The organism is Herbaspirillum rhizosphaerae (assembly GCF_046025915.1).
Lineage (GTDB): Bacteria > Pseudomonadota > Gammaproteobacteria > Burkholderiales > Burkholderiaceae_D > Herbaspirillum > Herbaspirillum rhizosphaerae_A.
Window position 1 is genome coordinate 151,561 of record NZ_JAQQFR010000012.1, and the last position, 22,836, is coordinate 174,396.

At 56.7% G+C, this 22,836-nt stretch carries 23 protein-coding genes and 1 tRNA gene; 16 read left to right on the forward strand and 8 right to left on the reverse strand.

The window, feature by feature from the left end; translation table 11 throughout:
- Nucleotides 1-16 precede the first annotated feature (16 nt).
- From dapD to PQR63_RS18535, 7 genes are all read left to right on the forward strand, one after another.
- The gene (gene dapD / locus PQR63_RS18505; protein WP_007875794.1) at nt 17-853 is read left to right on the forward strand and encodes a 2,3,4,5-tetrahydropyridine-2,6-dicarboxylate N-succinyltransferase; all 837 of its coding nucleotides are present in this window, start codon (nt 17-19) and stop codon (nt 851-853) included.
- Between the two features lie 148 nt (nt 854-1,001).
- Nucleotides 1,002-1,364, forward strand: coding sequence for an ArsC family reductase (locus tag PQR63_RS18510; RefSeq protein WP_408169429.1), 363 nt, complete (start codon nt 1,002-1,004; stop codon nt 1,362-1,364).
- Nucleotides 1,365-1,379: 15 nt separating this feature from the next.
- Nucleotides 1,380-2,507 carry a succinyl-diaminopimelate desuccinylase gene (gene dapE, locus PQR63_RS18515; protein ID WP_408169430.1) on the forward strand — a complete coding sequence of 376 codons (1,128 nt, stop codon included), beginning with the start codon at nt 1,380-1,382 and terminating at the stop codon, nt 2,505-2,507.
- Nucleotides 2,508-2,581: 74 nt separating this feature from the next.
- Entirely contained in the window at nt 2,582-3,475 is an 894-nt protein-coding gene (gene prmB, locus PQR63_RS18520) for a 50S ribosomal protein L3 N(5)-glutamine methyltransferase (protein ID WP_408169431.1), read from the forward strand.
- Nucleotides 3,476-3,557: 82 nt separating this feature from the next.
- Nucleotides 3,558-5,573 carry an ATP-binding cassette domain-containing protein gene (locus PQR63_RS18525; protein WP_408169432.1) on the forward strand — a complete coding sequence of 672 codons (2,016 nt, stop codon included), beginning with the start codon at nt 3,558-3,560 and terminating at the stop codon, nt 5,571-5,573.
- A 182-nt stretch (nt 5,574-5,755) separates the two neighbouring features.
- Nucleotides 5,756-6,562 carry a cystine ABC transporter substrate-binding protein gene (locus PQR63_RS18530; protein WP_094563566.1) on the forward strand — a complete coding sequence of 269 codons (807 nt, stop codon included), beginning with the start codon at nt 5,756-5,758 and terminating at the stop codon, nt 6,560-6,562.
- A 69-nt stretch (nt 6,563-6,631) separates the two neighbouring features.
- A complete protein-coding gene (locus PQR63_RS18535) occupies nt 6,632-7,288 on the forward strand; it encodes an amino acid ABC transporter permease (RefSeq protein ID WP_408169433.1) in 657 nt (218 codons plus the stop codon).
- 146 nt (nt 7,289-7,434) lie between these two features.
- On the opposite strand, the gene PQR63_RS18540 is transcribed toward PQR63_RS18535, so the two are convergent.
- Nucleotides 7,435-7,719 carry a hypothetical protein gene (locus PQR63_RS18540; protein WP_408169434.1) on the reverse strand — a complete coding sequence of 95 codons (285 nt, stop codon included), beginning with the start codon at nt 7,717-7,719 and terminating at the stop codon, nt 7,435-7,437.
- Nucleotides 7,720-7,888: 169 nt separating this feature from the next.
- Between PQR63_RS18540 and ompR the strand changes: the two genes are divergently transcribed.
- The 3 genes from ompR to PQR63_RS18555 all read left to right on the forward strand — a co-directional run bounded on the left by ompR (nt 7,889) and on the right by PQR63_RS18555 (nt 10,684).
- Nucleotides 7,889-8,644, forward strand: coding sequence for an osmolarity response regulator transcription factor OmpR (gene ompR / locus PQR63_RS18545; RefSeq protein WP_408169435.1), 756 nt, complete (start codon nt 7,889-7,891; stop codon nt 8,642-8,644).
- A 79-nt stretch (nt 8,645-8,723) separates the two neighbouring features.
- On the forward strand, nt 8,724-10,094 hold the full coding sequence (locus tag PQR63_RS18550; RefSeq protein WP_408169436.1) for a sensor histidine kinase family protein: 1,371 nt from the start codon (nt 8,724-8,726) through the stop codon (nt 10,092-10,094).
- Between the two features lie 5 nt (nt 10,095-10,099).
- Entirely contained in the window at nt 10,100-10,684 is a 585-nt protein-coding gene (locus PQR63_RS18555) for a flagellar protein FlhE (RefSeq protein ID WP_408169437.1), read from the forward strand.
- Between the two features lie 56 nt (nt 10,685-10,740).
- Here PQR63_RS18555 and radA read toward each other — a convergent pair whose 3' ends face one another.
- Nucleotides 10,741-12,117, reverse strand: coding sequence for a DNA repair protein RadA (gene radA, locus PQR63_RS18560; protein WP_408169438.1), 1,377 nt, complete (start codon nt 12,115-12,117; stop codon nt 10,741-10,743).
- A gap of 1 nt (nt 12,118) precedes the next feature.
- A complete protein-coding gene (gene alr, locus PQR63_RS18565) occupies nt 12,119-13,204 on the reverse strand; it encodes an alanine racemase (protein ID WP_408169439.1) in 1,086 nt (361 codons plus the stop codon).
- A gap of 247 nt (nt 13,205-13,451) precedes the next feature.
- On the opposite strand from alr, the gene lplT reads away from it, so the two are divergent.
- Both lplT and PQR63_RS18575 read left to right on the forward strand, forming a co-directional pair.
- Nucleotides 13,452-14,714: a lysophospholipid transporter LplT gene (lplT, locus tag PQR63_RS18570; RefSeq protein ID WP_408169440.1), complete on the forward strand. Its 1,263-nt coding sequence runs from the start codon at nt 13,452-13,454 to the stop codon at nt 14,712-14,714.
- 135 nt (nt 14,715-14,849) lie between these two features.
- On the forward strand, nt 14,850-15,623 hold the full coding sequence (locus PQR63_RS18575) for a hypothetical protein (protein WP_408169441.1): 774 nt from the start codon (nt 14,850-14,852) through the stop codon (nt 15,621-15,623).
- 76 nt (nt 15,624-15,699) lie between these two features.
- Here the strand turns inward: PQR63_RS18575 and PQR63_RS18580 are convergent, their stop codons facing one another.
- The 4 genes from PQR63_RS18580 to tsaB are packed head-to-tail and all read right to left on the reverse strand — an operon-like array spanning nt 15,700 to nt 18,935.
- Nucleotides 15,700-16,740: a DUF1853 family protein gene (locus PQR63_RS18580; RefSeq protein WP_408169442.1), complete on the reverse strand. Its 1,041-nt coding sequence runs from the start codon at nt 16,738-16,740 to the stop codon at nt 15,700-15,702.
- Nucleotides 16,721-17,737 carry a uracil-DNA glycosylase gene (locus PQR63_RS18585; RefSeq protein ID WP_408169443.1) on the reverse strand — a complete coding sequence of 339 codons (1,017 nt, stop codon included), beginning with the start codon at nt 17,735-17,737 and terminating at the stop codon, nt 16,721-16,723. The genes PQR63_RS18580 and PQR63_RS18585 overlap by 20 nt, the downstream gene beginning before the upstream one ends.
- On the reverse strand, nt 17,734-18,222 hold the full coding sequence (gene rimI, locus PQR63_RS18590; protein WP_408169444.1) for a ribosomal protein S18-alanine N-acetyltransferase: 489 nt from the start codon (nt 18,220-18,222) through the stop codon (nt 17,734-17,736). Before rimI ends, PQR63_RS18585 begins: the two co-directional genes overlap by 4 nt.
- Complete coding sequence (gene tsaB, locus PQR63_RS18595) at nt 18,219-18,935, reverse strand: tRNA (adenosine(37)-N6)-threonylcarbamoyltransferase complex dimerization subunit type 1 TsaB (RefSeq protein WP_408169445.1); 717 nt, start codon at nt 18,933-18,935, stop codon at nt 18,219-18,221. Before tsaB ends, rimI begins: the two co-directional genes overlap by 4 nt.
- A gap of 130 nt (nt 18,936-19,065) precedes the next feature.
- Between tsaB and PQR63_RS18600 the strand changes: the two genes are divergently transcribed.
- On the forward strand, nt 19,066-19,497 hold the full coding sequence (locus PQR63_RS18600) for a thioredoxin family protein (protein ID WP_408169446.1): 432 nt from the start codon (nt 19,066-19,068) through the stop codon (nt 19,495-19,497).
- A 21-nt stretch (nt 19,498-19,518) separates the two neighbouring features.
- On the opposite strand, the gene PQR63_RS18605 is transcribed toward PQR63_RS18600, so the two are convergent.
- Nucleotides 19,519-20,427 carry a LysR family transcriptional regulator gene (locus tag PQR63_RS18605; RefSeq protein WP_408169447.1) on the reverse strand — a complete coding sequence of 303 codons (909 nt, stop codon included), beginning with the start codon at nt 20,425-20,427 and terminating at the stop codon, nt 19,519-19,521.
- Between the two features lie 172 nt (nt 20,428-20,599).
- On the opposite strand from PQR63_RS18605, the gene PQR63_RS18610 reads away from it, so the two are divergent.
- From PQR63_RS18610 to PQR63_RS18620, 3 genes are all read left to right on the forward strand, one after another.
- Entirely contained in the window at nt 20,600-20,872 is a 273-nt protein-coding gene (locus tag PQR63_RS18610; RefSeq protein ID WP_094563552.1) for a DUF4148 domain-containing protein, read from the forward strand.
- A 368-nt stretch (nt 20,873-21,240) separates the two neighbouring features.
- On the forward strand, nt 21,241-22,494 hold the full coding sequence (locus PQR63_RS18615) for an aspartate kinase (protein WP_050477119.1): 1,254 nt from the start codon (nt 21,241-21,243) through the stop codon (nt 22,492-22,494).
- Between the two features lie 162 nt (nt 22,495-22,656).
- Nucleotides 22,657-22,750: transfer RNA gene (locus PQR63_RS18620), tRNA-Ser, on the forward strand.
- The last annotated feature ends 86 nt before the right edge of the window (nt 22,751-22,836 follow it).

Genomic DNA, 22,836 nt, shown 5'->3' on the forward strand with positions numbered 1-22,836 from the left:
ACTGAGATCTAAAAAGATGACCCAATCCATCCAGCAAATCATCGATCAAGCGTGGGAAGACCGCGCCAGCCTGTCGCCGAAGACAGCACCTGCCGACATCCGTAACGCCGTGGCGGAAGTTATCGCCGGCCTGAATGAAGGCACCCTGCGCGTGGCAGATCGCCAAAGTGTCGGCCAATGGCAAGTCAACCAATGGGTCAAGAAAGCCATCCTGCTGTCGTTCCGCCTGGAGGACAACGTGCCTGTCGGTTCCGGCATCCCGGGCTATCCGCAGTTCTATGACAAGGTCCCAACCAAGTTCGCCAACTACACCGCTGAAGATTTCGCCAAGGGCGGCTTCCGCGTGGTGCCACCGGCAGTTGCCCGTCACGGCTCCTTCATCGGCAAGAACGTTGTGCTGATGCCTTCTTATGTCAACATCGGCGCTTACGTCGATGAAGGCGCGATGGTCGACACATGGGCTACCGTCGGTTCCGCAGCGCAAATCGGCAAGAACGTCCACCTGTCCGGCGGCGTCGGCATCGGCGGCGTTCTGGAGCCAGTCCAGGCCGGCCCGGTCATCATCGAAGACAACTGTTTCATCGGCGCGCGTTCGGAAGTCGTCGAAGGCGTGATCATCGAAGAAAACTCGGTGCTGTCGATGGGCGTGTATATCGGTCAATCGACCAAGATTTACGATCGCGAAACCGGTGAAGTGCATTACGGCCGTGTGCCTGCCGGTTCCGTCGTGGTGCCGGGCAATTTGCCGTCGAAAGACGGCAAGTACAGCCTGTACGCCGCGATCATCGTCAAGAAGGTTGACGCACAAACCCGTTCGAAGACTTCGATCAACGAACTGCTGCGCGGCGCTTAATCAGTGCCATGAATTGCCGGCACAGGCCGGCAATTTTCTTTGCAGCGAGTTCGTAGCAAATTCGTAGCAAATTCGCAGCAAGATAGGAAATACGGCCGGCATGGCATGACGCCGGCCTTCACTTTTTGTAAGACAGGATGTTGATTTTATGAGCACGCCAGTCACTCTCTACGGCATTCCCAATTGCGACACGGTCAAGAAGGCGCGCACCTGGCTCGATGCCAATGGCGTTGCATATACCTTCCACGATTTCAAGAAGGCAGGCCTTGATGCCAGCCTGGTCAAAACCTGGCTCAAGGACATTCCGTGGGACACACTGGTCAATCGCAAAGGCACGACCTGGCGCGGCCTGTCGGACGAGCGCAAGGCCAGCATTACCGACAATGCCAGCGCCACGGCGCTGATCGTCGAGCTGCCGTCCATCGTCAAACGTCCGGTGCTGCACACCAGCGGTCAGCCTACGCATGTCGGCTTTACTGCCGACCTTTATCAACAGATTTTCAAGAACTGATTGTACGAATTCATCATGAGCAAAACCCTTGCCCTGACCCAGGAACTGATCGCCCTCTCTTCCGTCACTCCGGAAGACAAAGGCTGCCAGGCGCGCCTGGCTGAACTGCTGGCGCCGCTTGGCTTTGTCTGCGAAACCATCCAGTCCGGCGACGTCACCAACCTGTGGGCGCGCAAGGGTACGGCGCAGCCGCTGCTGGCGTTTGCAGGACACACCGACGTGGTGCCGACCGGCCCGATCGACAAATGGCAATCGCCGCCGTTCGTGCCGACGCAGCGCGACGGCAAACTGTTCGGCCGCGGCGCATCCGACATGAAGACCTCTATTGCGGCGATGGTTGTCGCCGTCGAAGAGTTCGTCGCTGCGCATCCGGATCACAAAGGCTCGATCGGCTTTCTGATCACCAGCGATGAAGAAGGCCCGGCCACCGATGGCACCGTGATCGTCTGTGACAAGCTCAAAGCACGCGGCGAGCAGCTCGACTACTGCATCGTCGGCGAACCGACTTCAGCCAAGCAACTCGGCGACATGATCAAGAACGGCCGCCGCGGCACCATGTCCGGCAAGCTGACGGTCAAGGGTATTCAAGGCCACATCGCTTATCCGCAACTGGCAAAGAATCCTATCCACCTCGCTGCACCTGCGCTGGCTGATCTGGTCGCCGAACAATGGGATGAAGGCAATGAGTACTACCTGCCGACCTCATGGCAGATGTCGAACATCCACGGCGGCACCGGCGCGTCGAATGTGATTCCGGGCGAAGTGGTGATCGACTTCAACTTCCGTTTCTCGACGGCCAGCACTGTCGAAGGTTTGCAGCAACGCGTGCATGCCATCCTCGACAAGCACGGCTTTGAATACGACCTGAAATGGACAGTCGGCGGCCGCCCCTTCCTGACGCCGCGCGGCAACCTGAGCGATGCGTTGTCATCGGCGATCAAGGCGGAAACCGGCCTTGATACCGAGCTGTCGACCACCGGCGGCACTTCCGACGGCCGCTTCATCGCACAGATCTGCCCGCAGGTGATTGAATTCGGCCCACCAAACGACAGCATCCACAAAATCGACGAATACATCGAAGTACGCTACATCGATCCGCTGAAAAACATTTATCGCCGCACCATGGAAAACCTGCTGCTGTAGCACCTACTTTGCCGCTGCAGCTGCACACCAAACCGAGCAGGACCTAATCCATGTACAGACCGAGAATATCGATCATGACGCCAAACAATTTCGCTACCGTGCGCGACATCCTGCGCTACGCCATCACGAGCTTCAATACTGAAAAACTGTTCTTCGGCCACGGCACCAACAATGCCTTCGACGAAGCCGCCTACCTGATCCTGCACACGCTCAAGCTGCCGCTGGATCAACTGGAACCGTTCCTCGATGCGCGCCTACTGCAAGGCGAGATCGACAATCTGCTGCGCATTATCATGCGCCGCACGGAAGATCGCGTTCCGGCTGCCTACATCACCAATGAAGCGTGGCTAGGCGGCTATCGCTTCTTTGTGGATGAGCGCGTCATCGTGCCGCGCTCTTTCATCGCAGAACTGATTCCCGAACACTTCTCGCCATGGGTACAAGATCCGGCGCAAGTCGCCAATATTCTGGACGTGTGCACCGGCTCCGGTTGCCTGCCGATTCTGCTTGCAGACGCCTTCCCGCAGGCACATGTTGATGCCGTCGACATCTCTGCGGAAGCGCTGCAAGTGGCACGTCGCAATGTCGACGATTACGAACTGGGCGATCGCATCAACCTGGTCGAATCAGATCTCTACACCAAGCTCCCTGCGCGCAAGTACGACCTGATCATCAGCAATCCGCCGTACGTCAATTCGGACTCGATGAGCAAGCTGCCGAAGGAATACCTGCAAGAGCCGCAAATTGCGCTGGCAGGCGGCAAGGATGGCATGGATCTGGTACGCAAGATCGTCAAGGGTGCGGCACAACGCCTGACGCCAAATGGCGTGCTGATCGTCGAGATCGGCAATGAACGCGCCTATGCGGAAGCCGCTTTTCCGGAACTGGAACTGACATGGGTCACGACTAGCGCCGGTGACGACATGGTGTTCCTGTTGACCGCAGACCAATTGCAGCATCTCGCGTAATTGCCGACGTCGTTCTTCTCTTTTTCTCTTTCGCAGCGGTTCCGTTTTAACCTGATTTTTCTTCTTTGATTGCAGTTCCACGATGATTCGTTTTCAGCAAGTTTCCCTGGCCCGCGGCGTCAAGCCGCTGCTGGAGAATGTCGACCTCACGCTCAACCCGGGCGACAAGATCGGCCTCATCGGCGCCAATGGCGCCGGCAAATCCAGCCTGTTCGCCATGCTGCGCGGCGAACTGCACGCCGACCAGGGCAACATCGACTATCCAACGAAATGGCGCGTCGCCTACGTTGCTCAGGAAACCCCTGCGCTCGATCGCCCTGCCGTTGAATACGCCATTGACGGCGACGTTACCTTGCGCCGCCTGGAAGCACAATTGGCCGCAGCCGAAGCAGAACCGGAAAGCGCGGAAAACGGCACCCATATCGCTGAGCTGTATGGCGCGCTGGCTGACGCCGACGTCTACACCGTACGCTCGCGCGCCGAACAGTTGCTGATCGGCCTGGGTTTTACGCTGGAACAAATGGAGCGCCCGGTGGCAAGCTTCTCCGGCGGCTGGCGCATGCGCCTGAATCTGGCACAGGCGCTGATGTGCCCATCCGACTTGTTGCTGCTTGATGAACCGACCAATCACTTGGACCTGGACGCCATCATCTGGCTGGAAGACTGGCTCAAGCGTTATGCCGGTACGCTGATCATCATTTCCCATGATCGCGACTTCCTCGACGGCGTGGTCAATGTGATCGTGCATATCGACGACCGCAAGCTCAAGCGCTATTCCGGCAATTACTCTGCATTCGAACGCCAACGCGCAGCGCAGCTCGAGCTCGCGGCCGGCATGATCGAAAAGCAGATGCGTCAGCGTGCACACTTGCACTCCTTCATTGACCGCTTCAAGGCGAAGGCCAGCAAGGCCAGACAAGCCCAGAGCCGCATGAAGGCACTGGCGAAGATGGAAGAGCTGGCGCCTTTGCGCGCGGCGGCGGAGTTTTCATTCGAATTCCGCGAACCGCTGTCGGCGCCGAATCCACTACTGGTCATGGAAAAGGTCAACGCCGGCTATCGCATTGAAGATCCTGAGACTTACGCCATCAGCGAAAGAATCATCGTCGGTGGCATTGATTTTTCGTTGCAGACCGGACAGCGCATCGGCCTGCTCGGCGTCAATGGCGCCGGTAAATCGACGCTGATCAAGACGATTGCCAACGAACTCGATCCAATCGCCGGCACGGCACAGTTCGGCAAAGGCCTGGTGATTGGCTACTTCGCCCAGCATCAGGTTGAAATGCTGCGTCATGACGAATCGCCGCTGTGGCATCTGGCCCGTATCGCGCCGGACGTGCGTGAGCAAGAACTGCGCAACTTCCTCGGCAGCTTCAACTTCAACGGCACCATGGCATCGTCCAGCATCGCCCCTTTCTCCGGCGGTGAAAAAGCACGTCTGGCGCTGGCCCTGATTGTCTGGCAACGTCCTAACCTGTTGCTGCTTGATGAACCAACCAATCATCTGGATCTGGAAACCCGCGAAGCCCTGACCATGGCATTGGCGCAATTCGAAGGCACACTGGTATTGGTATCCCATGATCGCCATCTGTTGCGCGCCACCACGGATCAATTTCTGATCGTTGCCGACGGCAAGTTGCAGCCGTTCGACGGCGACCTCGACGACTACCGCGACTGGCTGTTCAAGACCAAACTGGCCGCTAAGAACAGTGCAGCGGAGGCGGCGCAAGCTGCGGCCGCCAAGCCGAAAGCCGAACCTAAAGTCGAACAGAAAGCACCTGAACCGGTTGCGGTTGCAGCGCCTGTCGGAGACCGTCGCGAACAGAAGCGTCTCGACGCCGAAGAACGTCAGCGTCTGGCCGGTTTGAAAAAACCGATCGAATCACGCATCAAGCGCCTGGAAGAACAGATCGCCAAATGCAATGAAAAGAAGGCCGCCATCGACGCCCGCCTGGCTGCACCGGATATCTACGACGCCGCCAACAAGGAAGAACTGAAAAAGCTGATCGCCGACCAGGCCTATTGCACCAAGGAACTGGAACAACTGGAAGAAGACTGGTTGGGGCAGCAGGAAGCGCTGGAGCAGTTGGTCGCCTGAGGACGAACAGCTTTCCTGGCGGAAAAGGCTGACTGGGAGAAGACGACGTCAGATCGTCTTTTATCCAGCCTCCCCATATAAACTTCTTACGTAGATGTCTTTGGTCTAAGATTGAAAAACGATTAAGCTGCTCGCATATCGGATTTCCACCGATCAATATATTTATCGTCAAAGGAACAGACATGACATCCAAAACACTCCGCAAACTGTCTCCGCTGCTGGCCGGCCTGCTGCTGGTAGGCGCGACCGTCGGTGCGCATGCTGCCGACCTGCTCGATACCGTCAAAGCACGTGGCACGCTGAAAGTCGCCCTGGAAGGCAACTATCCTCCGTTCAACTTCAAGGATCCGAAGACCAGCGAACTGACCGGTTTTGAAGTCGACGTCGCCAAGTTGCTCGCAGCCAAGCTGGGCCTGAAGCCTGAGTTCACCACGACGGAGTGGAGCGGCATCCTGGCGGGTCTGGGCGCCGGCAAATACGACGTCATCATCAATCAGGTCGGCATCACCGACGAGCGCCAAAAGGCGTTCGACTTCTCCGATCCGTACACCCTGTCGAGCGCGCAGTTGATCGTGCGCAAGGACGAAAAACGCCAGTTCAATAGCTTGGAAGACCTCAAGGGCAAGAAACTGGGTCTGGGCCAGGGCACCAACTTTGAACAAAAAGCCAAGAGCGTTCCAGGTATCGACGTCAAAACCTATCCAGGTTCGCCTGAATACCTGGCCGATCTGGCGAGCGGCCGCATCGACGCAGCGCTGAATGACAGCCTGCTGGTCGGTTACCTGTTGAAGTCGGCAAATCTGCCACTCAAGGGCGGTTCTCCAATCGGCACGGTCGACAAGATCGGCATTCCTTTCCAAAAAGGCAATCCGCAATTCAAGGCTGCCCTGAACAAGGCGCTGGCCGATATTCAGAAGGACGGCAGCTTCAAACAAGCCTCGATCAAGTGGTTTGGCATTGACGTGAGCAAGCCGCCAGCCGCACAATAAGCCACTGAGTTCTCTTGAAACCAATATCCCCGCGTCAATGCGGGGATATTTTTATTGTGTCAACGAAAAATGGAAATATGGGACTTGCTGCATCAGGCAGCGCCGATCATGCTCAGAGGCACGGGCTACACGCTCCTGTTTGCGTTGTCCTCAATGGTCGGCGGCCTGATCCTGGGATTTATATTGGCAGTCGCGCGCATTGTGCCTTGGAAGCTCGTTCACTGGCCGGCCGCTGTCTACGTCAGCCTGATGCGCGGCACGCCGTTGCTGGTGCAGATTTTCGTCGTCTACTACGGCTTGCCCAGCGTCGGTATCGAGTTCTCTCCGCTCATGGCCGGCGTGCTGACCCTGAGCCTGAACGCCAGCGCCTATTTGTCTGAGAGCTTGCGTGGCGCCATCCTCGGTGTCGGCAAAGGCCAATGGAGCGCCAGCTACAGCCTCGGCCTGACTTATATCCAGACCTTGCGCCATATCGTGGTGCCACAGGCGATCCGCATCGCGGTGCCATCCATGAGCAACACGCTGATCAGCCTGATCAAGGATACGTCACTGGTCTCAGTCATCACCGTGACGGAGTTGATGCTGTCGACCAAGGAAATCATCGCCGTGACCTTCCGCCCGCTGCCGTTATATATTGCCGCGGCGATGGTGTACTGGTTTCTCAGCATCTGCTTCGAAGCCCTGCAACACCGCCTGGAACGCCGGCTGGGGCGCGCGCATCAATAACCCATAAAATGACGATAAGAGCGCCCAAAAGAAAAAACCCGGACAATCAGAGCCGGGCTTTTTTTATTCTGCAACTAGAAGGTAGATAAATGGTCTCAACAGCCTGAACGTTTATCCTCACGATGTTTGTGGTGAGTCATGCTGATCTAACGCTTGTTGACGCGATAGATATCCTGCCCCGCTTCGTCAATCTGGCGTCGCAGTTCGCGGCGTTCGTCAGGGCTGAGTTTGCCGCGACGCTGATTGGCGTCCTGATCTGGTGGCGGACGTCCGCCACCATTGCCAAAACCGTTTCCGCCCTGATGGCGAAAATCGGTAGGCTGATTAGGCATTCCGCGCCCAGGTTCCGGAGGACGCGCAAATGCGGCGGTAGTACCGAGCAACACAAACGCTGCAGCAACACCAAGTTTTTTTAAAACTGCAATATCCATAACGGCATTTTTCCACATTTTGGACCAGCGACAAAGTGCATTCATCGATGTACCCAGTGTAGGTTGCTTGGCCGGATGGTATAAGATGATTAAGGTAAGGTATGTAACAGTTTGTAATCTTTGGCTGCTTACATGTTGCCGATCTCTGTGAAGACGCTACCATAACGCCATGAATACGACCAACACAAGCTCCCCCGCTACTCCGGCCCACCAATCCAAAATTCTGGTGGTGGATGACGATATCCGTCTGCGCGACCTGCTTCGCCGCTATTTGACCGAACAGGGTTTCAATGTGGTCACAGCTGAAAATGCACAGGCGATGAACAAGCTCTGGATCCGCGAGCGCTACGATCTGCTGGTGTTGGATCTGATGCTTCCCGGCGAAGACGGCCTGGCGATTTGCCGCCGTTTGCGCGGTGCCGGCGATCAGACACCGATCATCATGCTCACCGCCAAAGGTGAAGATGTGGATCGCATCATTGGTCTCGAAATGGGTGCAGATGATTATCTGCCCAAGCCATTTAATCCGCGTGAGCTGGTTGCACGCATCAACGCAGTGCTGCGTCGCAAAGGCCCGGATGAGTTGCCTGGAGCTCCTTCGGAGTCGCCGGAGTCTTTTGAGTTTGGTGAATTCGTGCTTGATCTTGGCACACGCACACTGAAGAAAAAAGGCGAAACCGTTCCACTGACCACCGGCGAATTCTCGGTGCTCAAGGTCTTCGCTCGTAACGCACGCCAACCGCTGTCACGCGAAAAACTCATGGAAATGGCCCGTGGCCGCGAATACGAAGTGTTCGACCGCAGCCTCGATGTGCAGATCTCGCGCCTGCGCAAACTGATCGAACCCGATCCGGCTAATCCGCTTTACATTCAGACCGTGTGGGGTCTTGGCTACGTCTTCATTCCCGAAGGCAAACCGCGCTGATGCGCTTCCCTGGCCTACTGAGCGAGCCAAGCCCGTCAGGCTTGTTGAATCAATCGAACCCGTCCACCGGGACCAGACTATGAGCAATCCAACGCGCCAACGATGGTTCAGCAATGGACTGTTCTGGCGCACTTTCTTTTTGCTGACCTTCCTGATTACCGCCAGCATGGTAGCCTGGGTAGCCAGTTTCCGCATGGTGGAACGCGGCCCGCGTGCCGAACAGTTGGCGGCGCAAATCGTTTCCGTCGTGACGATCACGCGCGCCGCGCTGACCCACTCGGCGCCGGAGATGCGCCGCGAACTGCTGTTCGACCTGGCCAGCAACGAAGGCATCCGTATTTATCCGCTTGAAAAATCGGACAAGATCACGCCGCCGGACGATTCGCCGGTCCTTCCTGAACTCGAGTACTACGTCAAACAGGCAATGGGCGACGATACCCAGTTTGCCTCGGGCGTGAACGATGTGGACGGCTTCTGGATCAGCTTCAAGATTGATGAAGACCAATACTGGCTCATGCTGGATCGCGGCCGCCTTGATCGCACCTCCAGCCTTCAATGGCTGGGATGGGCCTCGATTGCGCTGGTGCTGTCGCTGATTGGCGCCGTGTTTATCTCGACCTTGATCAACCAGCCTCTGGCGCGCCTGACGGCCGCTGCACGCGCCATTGCCAAAGGCAAGCAACCTGATCCGCTGCCCGAATCCGGGCCGACCGAAATCAGAGAAGCCAATGGCAGTTTCAATCAAATGGTCGATGACCTTAATCGCATCGAGTCCGATCGTGCGGTGATCCTCGCCGGCATTTCTCATGACTTGCGCACACCGCTTGCGCGTATGCAGCTGGAAGTTGAAATGGCGCATTTGTCCGACGAAGCGCGCGACGGCATGCATTCGGACCTGGCACAAATGGATGCCATCATCGGTCAGTTCCTGGACTACGCGAAGCCGTTCGACAGCAGCAGCTTTACGCCTGTCGACCTTTCCGGCCTCCTCGAAGATGCAGCCAATCACAGCAAACGCCAGAACGAAGTACGTGTCACAACCGCGATCATGCCGGGCCTGGAAATCATGGGCAACACGGTTGAACTCGAACGCACCATCGGCAATCTGATCGAAAATGCCCGTCGCTACGGCAAGACGCCTGACACCGACGTTGCAGATATCGACATTCTGTGCAAACTGGAAGGGCATAACGTTAAGGTTGAGATCGCCGATCACGGTGTAGGTGCACCGGATAGCGAACTGGAACGCTTGCTGCGCCCCTTTACCCGCCTCGATACGGCGCGCGGTCAAGCCAACGGTTCAGGCCTTGGGCTGGCAATCGTGAATCGGATTGTGATTCGCCACAACGGCAAGCTGCATCTGCGCAATCGCGAAGGCGGCGGTCTCGTGGTACAGATGATTTTCCCCCAGCCGCCACGCAGCGCCCATCCGCGTAAGCAAACAGGGTAACGAGCGTGCGACACCACAGACGTTCTGCCCTGATGGCATTGATGGTCTTTCTTGGCGGCGCGATGAGTGGCAGCGTGGCAACGGCTCAGGCACGCGTTGATCGCACACTGAGCGTGCAACCTGGAGCAGCATCGTCAATCGGCGAACTACCCGTTGCAACAACCACATCAACAAACGCCACGCCGGTTACACCGGCGGCGCGCCAGCCTGCTCCTGCGAGTCATAGCCGTGCGAGCGGCTCGTATGCATCAGACGCCATGGGCGCGACCATCCTGGCAAAAAATGCCGACTACGAAACCTTGTTCAGGATCAATGCGCCCATCCCTGCAGGCAGTACGATCAGCAATGTTGCGTGGCGCTACGGCTTGTCGAGCAAACCAGTGGGATTTGAAGCGGTACTATGCCGAACTAATCAGCAGCGCTGCTGGAACGTCACCAACAGCGCAAGCGGCAGCACCTCAGCCTTCAACGGTCAGGATGCGTCTCAACCCTTCACATTGCATTACCGTGTGAGAGGCACAGGCCCTTTAGGCCCGCCCGCGCAGGGCGAAATGAATCAGGTCATCGTGACCTACGACCTGCCGGGATAGAAATGATGCAAGAGAAAAGCGACAAGCCACAACGACAGGCAATCGTCTGATTTGGCTTATTCGTCGATGTCGCGGATTTTTTGCAAAGCCTCATCGATGCGTTCCACCGCAACGACTTTCAAGCCTTCAACCTCTTGCTTTGGCGCGTTCGCTTTTGGAATCATGGCGATGGAGAAACCCAGCTTGGCGGCTTCGCGCAAACGCTCCTGACCGCGTGGCGCCGGCCGAATCTCACCTGCCAGCCCGACCTCTCCAAACACCACCAGACCGCGCGGCAATGGCTTGTTGCGCATGGACGAATTGATCGCCAACAGCACGGCAAGGTCGGCTGCAGGTTCGGTGATCTTCACGCCGCCGACGGCGTTGATGAAAACATCCTGATCGAATGCAGCGATACCTGCGTGGCGATGCAACACTGCCAGCAGCATGGCCAGACGATTCTGTTCCAGGCCGACCGATAACCGGCGTGCGTTGGGAACATGCGAACTATCGACCAGCGCCTGAATTTCCACCAGCAAAGGACGCGTGCCTTCTTGCGTGACCATGACGCAGGAGCCAGGCACCTGACTGTCATGCTGCGACAAAAACAGCGCCGATGGGTTGGATACTCCTTTGAGTCCCTTTTCCGTCATGGCGAAAACGCCCAACTCATTGACGGCCCCGAAACGGTTCTTGAACGCCCGCACCAGACGGAAACTGGAATGCGTGTCACCCTCAAAATACAGCACCGTGTCGACGATATGCTCGAGCACGCGGGGGCCTGCCAGCGCGCCTTCCTTGGTAACGTGGCCAACCATGATGATGGTAGTGTCGGAAGTCTTGGCAAAACGCGTCAGTTGTGCCGCGCATTCACGTACCTGCGCTACCGAGCCGGGCGCCGAACTTAATGCATCAGAATAGACCGTTTGAATCGAATCGATGACGGCGACATCCGGCTTGTGCTCGGCCAGCGTCGACAGGATTTTTTCCAGCTGGATTTCAGCCTGCAGCTTGAGATCTTTGGCATCCACTGCGAGGCGTTTGGCGCGCAAGGCAATCTGCGAGCCGGATTCTTCACCGCTGACGTACAAGACGTGTTTAAGCTTGGAAATATTCGCCAGCGCTTGCAGCAAGAGCGTCGACTTGCCGATCCCCGGATCACCACCGATCAGTACGACACCGCCCGGAACCAGCCCGCCTCCGAGAACGCGATCAAACTCTTCGATACCGGTGCCGAAGCGCGGTACGTCGATTGCTTCGATATCAACCAGCGACAACACCGGCGCTGTCTGCGCCAGGCCTTGATGCTGATTCGAATAGCGATTGGCACTGACCGGCTCGACCAGTGTTTCCACCAGCGTGTTCCACTGTCCGCAGGCCGGACACTGCCCCGCCCATTTATTGCTGATGCCGCCGCATTCGGTACAGGTGTAATTCGTTTTGGCTTTTGCCATATCAGTTCTTTTCCCGCACTGTGACGCGTGGCGCCAGAGCGCACATCAATTCATAGCCGATCGTGCCCGCCGCAAAAGCGACGTCGTCAATCGGCAAAGCGTCACCCCACAGAACAACGCGGCTGCCGACGCCGGCATTGGGAATGTGGGTCAGATCCACAATCAACATGTCCATGGAGACCCGGCCGACAGTGCCAGTGTTGACGCCATCGACCACGACCGGTGTGTTGTTCGGGGCATGACGCGGATAGCCGTCTGCATAACCGCAGGCGACTATCCCGATCTTCATCGGCTTGTCCGCGACAAAACGGCTGCCGTAGCCGACGGCGTCTCCCGGACCGATCTCTTGCACGGCGATGATTTCGCTTTCCAGCGTCATCGCAGGACGCAGGCCGAAGTCCTTGGCCGTACCGCCGCCTGGGGTACCGCCGTAGAGCATGACGCCTGGACGCACCCAGTCATACGCCAGCTCGGTGTGCAACAAGTCAGCGGCAGAATTCGACACACTGCAAGCACCGGCCAGCCCTTCCGTGGCCGCCTTGAAACGTCTGACTTGCTCTGCCAGCGGCAGATCGGGATTGGAGGCGTCATCCGCATTGGCAAAGTGCGTCATCATCGTGATGCTGCGCACGCAGGACAGTTGCTGCAATCGCTCGTAGGCGGCGCGATAGGCTTCCGGCTTGAAGCCGAGGCGATTCATGCCGCTGTTCATCTTAAGATGAACGTCGAATTGCGTACCGGCCTTGAACTTGGCCTGTTCCAGCAATTGAATCTGCTCATTGCAGTGCACCGCAAATTGCAACTGATGCTGTTCCAGCAAGGGAATATCTTCCGCATCAAAAAAACCTTCCAGCAACAGAATCGGCTTCTTCCAGCCAAGCTCACGCAGCTGCACGGCATAATTGACTTCGATCAGTGCCAGGCCATCTGCATCAGCAAAAGCACGCACAGCACGCGACAAACCATGACCGTAGGCTTGCGCTTTGACTACCGCCCACGCCTTGGCGTGAGGCGCCCGCGACTTCGCAACGGCGAGATTGTGTTGTAGAGCAGAAATGTCAATGGTGGCTACGATTGGTCTTGGCATGGAAGCAGGTGGTGACTGAAGAGTGAAATATCAAGAAAATTGAGTAGAAATGCAGCGGCGCGGGCAGAAATCCGGCCATTCGGGAACAAGAGTGCATTTTACCGGATCAACTTGTCTCTATGAAGCAGATGCACCAAACTCGGGCTACGCTGCTACCCTTATATGCACTCATCATACTTATCACTGGCATGTCATCTTTTCATGGTATAAAGCAAGCCGGAGATAATTTGTCACATCTTGGATACGGATGAATCGCGGCTTCTACACAATCATGGCGGCGCAGTTTTTTTCGTCGCTTGCCGACAATGCCCTGCTTATCGCAGCTATTGCACTCCTTGCGGATATGCACTCACCGGCATGGATGACGCCGCTGCTGAAATTATTCTTCGTCTTGTCGTATGTGCTGCTAGCGGCCTTCGTCGGCGCATTTGCCGACGCCTTCCCCAAGGGCAAGGTCATGTTCATCACCAATCTGATCAAAGTGGTCGGTTGCGCGCTGATGTTCTTCACCGTTCACCCTTTGATTGCCTATGCCGTGGTCGGCTTTGGCGCCGCAGCGTATTCGCCGGCCAAATACGGCATCCTGACCGAGCTGCTACCGCCTGAAAAACTGGTCGCCGCCAACGGCTGGATCGAAGGATTGACGGTCTGCTCCATCATCTTTGGTACGGTATTGGGCGGTGCGCTGGTCAATCCGCATATTGCCTCGACACTGCTCGCGTTTGATTTCCCGGTCTTTGATTTCAGTATCAACACCCCCACCGAAGCTGCGCTCTGCGTCATCACAGTCATCTACATCGTTGCAGCCATCTTCAATCTCAATATCCCCGACACTGGCGCCCGTTACGCCCATCAGCAGCACAATCCCATCAAGCTCATCGCCGACTTCTCCAACTGCTTCACCACCTTGTGGAACGACAAGCTGGGCCAGATTTCGCTGGCGGTCACCACCTTGTTCTGGGGGGCAGGAGCGACGCTGCAGTTCATCGTCTTGAAATGGGCCGAGAAGTCGCTGCACATGCCATTGGACAAGGCAGCAATCCTGCAAGGCGTTGTCGCGCTGGGTGTGGCAATCGGCGCCGTCGGCGCAGCCCAATTCGTCCCTCTCCGCAAGTCGCTGACCGTGATGCCTCTGGGCATCATCATGGGCCTTGTCGTCATGGCCATGACCATGGTGACATCCGTGTGGGTTGCCTATCCGTTGCTGATCATCATCGGCGCGTTGTCGGGTTACTTCGTCGTACCGATGAACGCCCTGCTGCAACACCGCGGCCACGTATTGATGAGCGCAGGCCATTCGATCGCGGTACAGAATTTCAATGAAAACTTGTCGGTACTAACCATGCTGGTGCTGTATGCGTTGATGGTCAGGCTCAATCTGAACGTCAATATCGTGATCATTATTTTCGGCGTCTTCGTCGCCAGCATCATGTATCTGATCATGCGCCGTCACGCAGCAAACCAGCGCGAGCACGATTCGCTGGCGCTGATCGGCGAGCACAAGCATTGAGAAACTGACGGCTTAGCTGCCAGCTGACTAATGGATGGATTGACCCGCCACCCGGTTGAAGTGGGGACTTCGCCCGGTCTATGGCAACACCTGCAACACCGCACCGTTTCTGCCACAACAAAAAACAGAGGAACCATGCCCCTGCCGCGTATTTCACAACGACTCCTGCTTTCCATTTCACTTCTTGCCTTACTCGGCGCATGCGCCTCGCCGGAAGAACGCGCCGCCAAACGACAATTGAAGCTGGAGCGCCAGGAACAGAAAGCTCAGCGCATTGTTGATCGCGCCAACGACAAAAAAGATCAGGCCGTGAACGACCCTGTCGCAAGACAAAAATCCGCTCCTGATGAATTACTAAAAGCCTTCGCAAGCTGCGATAGCGCGATGTTCAAAGTCGCGGCTCAGTACAAAGCCGAACTCGCTGGAAACTGGCCAATCGCCACCAAGGGCGACATCGGCAATATCCTGGTTCCTGATCGCGGCTCTCCCGACAAGCACTTTGTCGCGGCCAGAAACACTCCTACCATGCTCAATCTGCCAATCAGCGGCTATTTCGATGAAGTAATGACATTGGGCACTGCGAGCAGCCCGAACTATTGGTGGGGATTCTTCACCCCGCTCTCACCGCGAGAAACCTATCGCATCCTGTCGTTGCGTTTGCCGGAACTCAAACGTCTGCGCGCCGACAAGGATGGCGCCTACGTGCGACTTGACCGTTGGGATGGCAACACCTGGCGCAGAATGTCGAATCCGTCCAGCTTTCACGGCATGCCGACAGACACTGCGGAGCGCGTCCTGATCATCGACAAGTCCGATCAGGCGGCTTATCCCGGCACACGTATTGCCTGCTCGCTGCAAGGCCCGGTTCCGGCGGCAACATTGCAATCGTTGCGTCCTGATTTGCAATGAGCGAATAGCCAGGCTTGTTTCATCAGAAGTAAAAAAGCGCGTCTTTAAACGCGCTTTTTTATTTTACGACGCCCTCTCAGTATTTGACGACGGCATGCTGCACACGCTGCTCAGCCTTCTCCTGCCAGTCGTCCGGCACGATAAAGCCGCGTTGCCGTTCCTGCACTACGTCGCCATGTTGATCACAGACCGCGATCATCACCGGCGCGAGCGTTTCGGCAAAACACAGCGAAACCGCTTCGTGCAATTGATCTGCGGAGAGCGCTTTGGAAACCAGTGCACGTGCCGGCGCCAGCCATTCGAGCCGCGGCAGCACCAGATAATGCTCGGCCTGCTTCAGATCCAATGCCGACAACTCACACCAGAATCCGTGGCAATGCTCGCGTGCAATCCCCAGTCCTGCCGGTAGTGGCGTTGCCGCTGCGGCCTCATCACGATAAAACAACCATCCCTTGACCAGAGCCTGAGCATGCGTCACAGGCTTCGGCAAATATTGAGCGGCAGCAGGATGCTCAGCCAGCTTCAGTTGCTGCTGCATGATCTTGTCCATCTTGGCGCCCAGCGAGTCAGCGAGATTCGGCCCAACAAAAGCTTCGGCCTGCATCTGTGCCTGATGTGACTCCAGCAGATAAAACTTGGTCGCAAACTCCCAATGCACGGCACCGGTATGCTGGTCGTCATGCACGAGAAAATCGAACTCGCCGATGGTGTCATTCGGGCCATTGCGAACTTGCACGTTATGCGCAATCAGTCGTCCCGTTTCTTGCAGATAAAAAGTCAGCAGTTTTTCGGCGTAACGTCCGAGCCGTGCCGAAGGCTGAGCGTTGATAAGCACGTATAAAGCGCGGGGATTGCGATCAAGGGCGTGCAGCCAGGTGATATCCATTTCACTGAGCGGCCCAAGCGTCGCGATGCGACCGTTCCAACGCTCAGCGTGGACATCCAGTAAATCGGGCGCCTCCAGCAACCAAGCCAGTGCGCGTACGTGCGGATCGCGCAAACTGCCCCAACGTTGATGAAATTGCGATTGATACGATTGATACGATTGATACGATGACTGCTCAGTTGGCTCAGTTGGCTCAGTTGGCTCAGTTGGCTCAGTTTGTAGTGTCGGCATAAGTGGTCATGGCAAGACAGAGATCGGCCCAGGCCTTGCTCTTGTCGCCAAGCTGCCGCAACAGGTAAGCCGGGTGATAGGTGACAACCAACGGCAAGTCCCGATAACGATGGACCGTGCCGCGCAACTTCGATACCGGCGTCGCCGGATCCAACCCCAGCAGCGACAAGGCTGCCGTCTTGCCCAGAGCGACCAGAACAGTAGGCTGTATCAGGTCGATCTGGCGCTGCAGATACGGAATGCAAGATGCCACTTCGTCGGGCGACGGTGGCCTGTCCTTGCCATTTTCGTCCGTGGGACGGCATTTGACGATGTTGGCAATATAGGCGTTTTCACCGCGCTTGAGCCCCATGGCGACCAGCATATTGTCGAGCAGCTTGCCGGCCGGACCGACAAAAGGCTCACCCTGCATATCCTCGTTGCGCCCGGGACCTTCGCCGATAAAGAGCCATTTTGCTTTTTCGTCGCCGACGCCGAAAACCGTTTTCTTGCGCCCTTTGCACAGGCTGCATTGCTGGCAGTCGGCAATGGTCTCTTTGAGCTTGCTCCAATCCATCGTGGCGATGGCAGGATTGGTCCGGATAACCGGCTCGTCATCTTCCTCGTCGTCAAACGGCATGAAGCCGCTGGACACCATGTCCGCGCCATCCATCTCATTTAGCCACGGCGGCAAGCCGTCATCTGACGACGGTGCAGCCGGCTGGCCAAGGGCAGGCGCAGACGGCCGTTGCTGTATCGCCGCGGCGGCAGCCAGGATCGCATCCCGCTTGGACACAATGACGCGTTCCGGCTGCGCTGTTGGCACAGGTGCAGCTGCGGATGAGGCTACCGGCGTTGCTGCCACTGCTGCTTCAGCGTGCATCGGCTGAACCGATTCAACGTCCTCAATTGCCGCCGCATCCACCGAACCGGCGGGCAGATGCCGTCGAACCCAGATAGGCCCGACGCCGATTTCTTCCAATACCCGGGCCGAAGCGGCCAATGTATGCTGACTCATAGAGGTAAACTCATCACGATCGCGTCTTCGCGCGTATGTTGATCGACCGGATAGTACTTCTTGCGGCGGCCGATTTCAACGAAACCATAGCGTTTATAAACATGCAGCGCGCGCAGGTTTGATACCCGCACTTCCAGCAGCATGATCGTCATCTTGTGCTTGCGCGCCAGATCGACGGCGTAATCCAGCAGCAAATGTCCGAAACCTTCCCCTTGCACATCCTCTGCGACGCTGATGTTGAGCAGGTGCGCTTCATCCACAGCCTCCATCACCAGAAAATAGCCGAGCAGCCGCCCCGTAGGATCGCGCATGGTCAGCGTTTGATAACCGCTGAACAGCGAATCAAGAAAATTGCCGCGCGTCCAGGGATGTCCGTAAATCTTTTCCTCGATCTGCACCACTTCATCCATGTCCACCACCTGCATGGCCGTGAACTCCAGCTTACCGAACTTGCTCTCCAGCGTTTGCAGCAAGGCGTCGTTCACGCCGCACCTTTTGCCAGGTTCTTTTCCGAATCACGTACCTGCCGCTCAGCCGTCGTCAGGGCAACCTTGTTGCGCAAGTACAGCGGCTGCGCATCTTGCAAGGGAATCGTCCGTCCTTGCTGGAAAGCTTTGGCGCCAAGCCTTGCGACCTGAGACGCATGCGGCATCAACTGCGCCAGGCCGTTCACGGCAAATGCCTGCGCAGAAAAATCCTGTGCATACGCCGTCAAGCCATTACCGCAAGCCTGCACCACGCCCTGAGCCTGCACATTTACCGCGGCCGACAACGTCGGCTCCACCACGATCTGCCAGCCATCGGCGTGATGGCGATATTGCGCCCAATACACCTCGCCCATGCGCGCGTCGAGAATCGACAGCACATCAGTCGACTGCGCGGACTCAAAACAAGCCTGTGCCATCGCCTCCAGCGTGACGACCGGAACCACGGGCAAATCGCTGCCGAATGCCAATCCCTGCACCACACCGCAAGCCGTACGCACACCGGTAAAAGAACCCGGGCCAACGCCAAAAGCAATCGCATCGCAGCGCGACAGCGCTATGCCGGCCTGCGCCAGCAATTGCTGAATCATCGGCAAAATGGTTTCGGAATGCGTTTGTACACCCAGCGATTCGCGGGCAATCAGCTCATCGCCGTTCAATAAAGCGGCCGAGGCGAGTTCGGTAGAAGTTTCAAGGGCAAGAATGATAGACATCCCGCTATTTTACCGCGCCGGGACAGCCTCGGCCGTGGGAGCTTGGGAGAAAAACACTTTTCCGGGCGAGATTGCTGTGCAGCCCTCCTTTGCGCCGTTTTTTCGCATCCGGAGTAGAATAGGCCGCCTTATGTCCTATCAGATTTTTTCCAACAGCAATCGCGAAGAACTCGCCGCCGCCCTGCGCAGCGGCAAGTGGGTCGTCGCCTGTCTGTGCGCAGGCTGGTGCGGCAGCTGCCGCGAATACGCCGTCAATTTTTCCGCTTGGGCTGAACGCCGTCCTGAGCATCATTTCGTCTGGATCGATATCGAAGACCAGGCCGACCTCGTTGGCGATCTCGACATCGACAACTTCCCAACCCTGCTGATGCAGCAAGGATCGACAGTCGGCTTCTTCGGCACCATGGAACCGGACACCCGCCAATCTGAGCGCCTGCTGCAAGCCTTGACCGCAAAAAACAAGGAAGAGCTGGAGCATGAAGCGCAGAGCAACGATGAACGCCGCAGCTGGCAGGAATGCGATCTGCAAAAACGGCTCAGCGCCCTTTCCGACGCCGACTGAATCAAGTCAGCCTTGTCCGTCTTAAAGCCAGGGATCCGACTCCGGCTGCGGAAATTTGTCCATGATGAAATCCACAAAGCTGCGCACCTTGGCCGACAACAAACGTCGGCTCGGATACGCCATCATCACCGCAACCTGCCCCATCTGATAGTCCGCCAGCACTCGTTGCAGCTTACCGCAGCGCAGATCGTCGCCAAGGCTGAAAGAAGGCCGCATCGTGATGCCCATGCCGGCCAGCGTAAAGTCGCGCAGCAGGATAGCGCTGTTGGATACCAGCTTGCTGGTAATCGGGATATCGCGAATTCCCTCATCAGTTTTGACATGCCAATAATGGCGCAAATGCTCATGCGAGAAATTGAGGCAAGCATGCTGCGTCAGATCATCCGGTGTCTCCGGCGCACCGTGCTTGGCGATATACGATGGCGATGCACACAGCACCACTTCGGCCACGCCGATCTTGCGTACCACCATACTGGCGTCAAACTTCTGCAAGCTGCTGAAAAAGCCGATATCCATGCCCTCCTCAACCAGATCCATGGTGCGCTCGGACAAACTGATATCCAGCACCACATCAGGATAGGCCTGCGAATACTCCGGCAACAGCTTGCCCAATTGCCCCTGTCCGAAACCCACGTGCGAATACAGCGACAGCGTCCCGGCCGGCTTTTTGGTCTCCATCGCCACGATCGCTTCGGCTTCTTCGATTTCTGGCAGAATGTGCCGGACACGCTCCAGAAAGGCCTGCCCTGATTCAGTCAGCGACAAGCGCCGTGTCGAACGATTCAACAAACGCGTGCCGAGATGGTTTTCCAGATCGACGATATAGCGCGTTACGACCGCATTCGAGAGCGACATGATCTCCGCCGCCCGGACAAAACTCCCCTGCTCCACCACCTTGGCAAACACTTTCATTGAGTGCAAGCGATCCATTTCAAGCCCCTGATTGTTTCTTTAATCGAAATAGTGCATTGCCATTAAACCCATTTTTCTCGGCCTAAGCAATAGATACACTTGCTCCATCGATGACAGACATACAGCCACAAGCCAAAACGACTGCTCATCGACGTGCAACTTTCATTTATTGTTTTTAGGGAGAATTACCATGAACACCAAGCAAATCACTGCCGCTATCGTCCTTTTTGCCGCTGCCGGCGCCGCCATGGCTGAATCGCCATTTCCACCAGAAACCAAGTTCGTGTCGACCAAGACTCGCGCTGAAGTGACTGCAGAACTGCAACAAGCGCAAGCACAAGGCCTGATCACCAACGGCAACAACTATCCAATCGTCATCCAGGCCCGCAGCCCGCTGACACGTTCGGAAGTCGTCAGCCAATCGAAGTCTGCGATCGACAGCAGCGTCTACGCTGGCGCTTAATCAGTATCGTGTAGCGCCAGACAGAACCGCGCAGCACTGTGCGTTTCTCGCTGTAAGCAGCAAGTAATATTGCGGCTCCGCCCGCAACCACCGTCTACCTTGGTCGGACTGCCACACGGCAGCACCATGGTGGATGGCGTGTCCAACATCCTCCTGCGCATTTCCCTTCTGCATCAAATTCTGTAAAACTGCCCCGTAATCGCCCCAAAACGCCCATTTTCAGTGCCTTTTGCTTGTTATTTTGGGTGTCTGCCTGTAAAGTCGAGGGTTTGTTTCCTCCGGCCTTTTGTGCAGATTTTGGCAATTCCGGCAACAAATAGCAGCGCCAATAGCAGTACTCAGTCACGCAATTCAGACCTACCTTTCCTATGGCTTTATACGTTCACAAATACGGCGGCACTTCGATGGGCTCGACAGAGCGCATCAAGAACGTCGCCAAGCGCGTTGCCAAGTGGCACGACGCAGGCCACCAGATCGTTGTTGTTCCTTCCGCGATGTCTGGTGAAACCAACCGCTTGCTGGGTCTGGCCAAGGAAATTATGGCCCAGCCCGACTCCCGCGAACTGGACATGCTGGCCTCCACCGGCGAGCAGGTTTCTGTTGCCCTGTTGGCAATGGCGCTGCAAGCAATCGGCAAAGAAGCCGTTTCCTACGCCGGCTGGCAAGTACCGATCAAGACCGATTCGGCTTTCACCAAAGCCCGTATTCGCTCGATCGACGACGCCAAGGTGCGCAAAGACCTGAACGCTGGCAAGATCGTCATCATTACCGGCTTCCAGGGTGTTGACGCCGACGGCAACATCACCACGCTCGGCCGTGGCGGTTCCGATACATCGGCTGTTGCTGTCGCTGCGGCAATCAAGGCAGCAGAATGCCTGATTTACACCGACGTCGACGGCGTGTACACCACCGACCCGCGCGTCGTCAGCGAAGCGCGTCGTCTGAATACCGTGACGTTTGAAGAAATGCTGGAAATGGCATCCCTCGGCTCCAAGGTCTTGCAGATCCGCTCGGTTGAATTTGCCGGCAACTACAAGATGCCGACGCGCGTATTGTCGTCGCTGACCGACCCACTAATGTCGCTGGAAGAAGAGACCAAATCCGGCACACTGATTTCGTTTGAGGAAGACACCAAGATGGAACAAGCAACCATTACCGGCATCGCATTCAGCCGCGATGAGGCCAAGATCACCGTACTCGGCGTGCCAGATCGTCCAGGCATCGCCTACCAGATCCTCGGCCCGATCGCCGACGCCAACATCGAAGTGGACATGATCATCCAGAATCAGTCCGTCGAAGGCAAAACCGACTTCACCTTCACCGTGCCGCGCGCCGAATACGCCAAAGCCGTCGAAGTCCTGAACGCCAGCGTGAAGGCCCACATCGGTGCCGCCAGCATCGTCGGCGACACCAAGGTATCGAAAGTCTCCGTGGTCGGTGTCGGCATGCGCAGCCACGTTGGTATCGCTTCGCAGATGTTCCGCACGCTGTCCGAAGAAGGCGTCAACATCCAGATGATTTCCACGTCCGAAATCAAGATCTCGGTCCTGATCGACGAAAAATACATGGAACTGGCCGTCCGCGCGCTGCACAAGGCCTTTGATCTGGAAAATGGCAAATAAGCAGCAAGTGAGCAATAAATAAGCAACAAGCAACCGGTCCTTGAAATTCTGCGGGATGAAAAATAATCCATCCAAAATTGCAGAGTTTCATTGACCAAATCCGGATGAAAAGATATTATTCGGGACTTCTTTGCTGAGGCAAGCAGTATCAGCCTACAGCGTGGAGACGTGGCCGAGTGGTCGAAGGCACTTCCCTGCTAAGGAAGCATATGGGCTTAAACCTGTATCGAGGGTTCGAATCCCTCCGTCTCCGCCAGAATACAAACACCCGCTTAGGCGGGTGTTTTTATTTGTGCTTCCCGTTTTGTTTGCCCAGCAAACCTGTATCCGGAGATGAGCAAG

Excerpts from the sequence above, each read along its gene's own strand:
- dapD (WP_007875794.1), top strand. The coding sequence starts at position 17 with ATGACCCAATCCATCCAGCAAATCATCGATCAAGCGTGGGAAGACCGC.
- PQR63_RS18510 (WP_408169429.1), top strand. The coding sequence starts at position 1,002 with ATGAGCACGCCAGTCACTCTCTACGGCATTCCCAATTGCGACACGGTC.
- dapE (WP_408169430.1), top strand. The coding sequence starts at position 1,380 with ATGAGCAAAACCCTTGCCCTGACCCAGGAACTGATCGCCCTCTCTTCC.
- prmB (WP_408169431.1), top strand. The coding sequence starts at position 2,582 with ATGACGCCAAACAATTTCGCTACCGTGCGCGACATCCTGCGCTACGCC.
- PQR63_RS18525 (WP_408169432.1), top strand. The coding sequence starts at position 3,558 with ATGATTCGTTTTCAGCAAGTTTCCCTGGCCCGCGGCGTCAAGCCGCTG.
- PQR63_RS18530 (WP_094563566.1), top strand. The coding sequence starts at position 5,756 with ATGACATCCAAAACACTCCGCAAACTGTCTCCGCTGCTGGCCGGCCTG.
- PQR63_RS18535 (WP_408169433.1), top strand. The coding sequence starts at position 6,632 with ATGGAAATATGGGACTTGCTGCATCAGGCAGCGCCGATCATGCTCAGA.
- PQR63_RS18540 (WP_408169434.1), bottom strand. The coding sequence starts at position 7,719 with ATGGATATTGCAGTTTTAAAAAAACTTGGTGTTGCTGCAGCGTTTGTG.
- ompR (WP_408169435.1), top strand. The coding sequence starts at position 7,889 with ATGAATACGACCAACACAAGCTCCCCCGCTACTCCGGCCCACCAATCC.
- PQR63_RS18550 (WP_408169436.1), top strand. The coding sequence starts at position 8,724 with ATGAGCAATCCAACGCGCCAACGATGGTTCAGCAATGGACTGTTCTGG.
- radA (WP_408169438.1), bottom strand. The coding sequence starts at position 12,117 with ATGGCAAAAGCCAAAACGAATTACACCTGTACCGAATGCGGCGGCATC.
- alr (WP_408169439.1), bottom strand. The coding sequence starts at position 13,204 with ATGCCAAGACCAATCGTAGCCACCATTGACATTTCTGCTCTACAACAC.
- lplT (WP_408169440.1), top strand. The coding sequence starts at position 13,452 with ATGAATCGCGGCTTCTACACAATCATGGCGGCGCAGTTTTTTTCGTCG.
- PQR63_RS18575 (WP_408169441.1), top strand. The coding sequence starts at position 14,850 with ATGCCCCTGCCGCGTATTTCACAACGACTCCTGCTTTCCATTTCACTT.
- PQR63_RS18580 (WP_408169442.1), bottom strand. The coding sequence starts at position 16,740 with ATGCCGACACTACAAACTGAGCCAACTGAGCCAACTGAGCCAACTGAG.
- PQR63_RS18585 (WP_408169443.1), bottom strand. The coding sequence starts at position 17,737 with ATGAGTCAGCATACATTGGCCGCTTCGGCCCGGGTATTGGAAGAAATC.
- tsaB (WP_408169445.1), bottom strand. The coding sequence starts at position 18,935 with ATGTCTATCATTCTTGCCCTTGAAACTTCTACCGAACTCGCCTCGGCC.
- PQR63_RS18600 (WP_408169446.1), top strand. The coding sequence starts at position 19,066 with ATGTCCTATCAGATTTTTTCCAACAGCAATCGCGAAGAACTCGCCGCC.
- PQR63_RS18605 (WP_408169447.1), bottom strand. The coding sequence starts at position 20,427 with ATGGATCGCTTGCACTCAATGAAAGTGTTTGCCAAGGTGGTGGAGCAG.
- PQR63_RS18610 (WP_094563552.1), top strand. The coding sequence starts at position 20,600 with ATGAACACCAAGCAAATCACTGCCGCTATCGTCCTTTTTGCCGCTGCC.
- PQR63_RS18615 (WP_050477119.1), top strand. The coding sequence starts at position 21,241 with ATGGCTTTATACGTTCACAAATACGGCGGCACTTCGATGGGCTCGACA.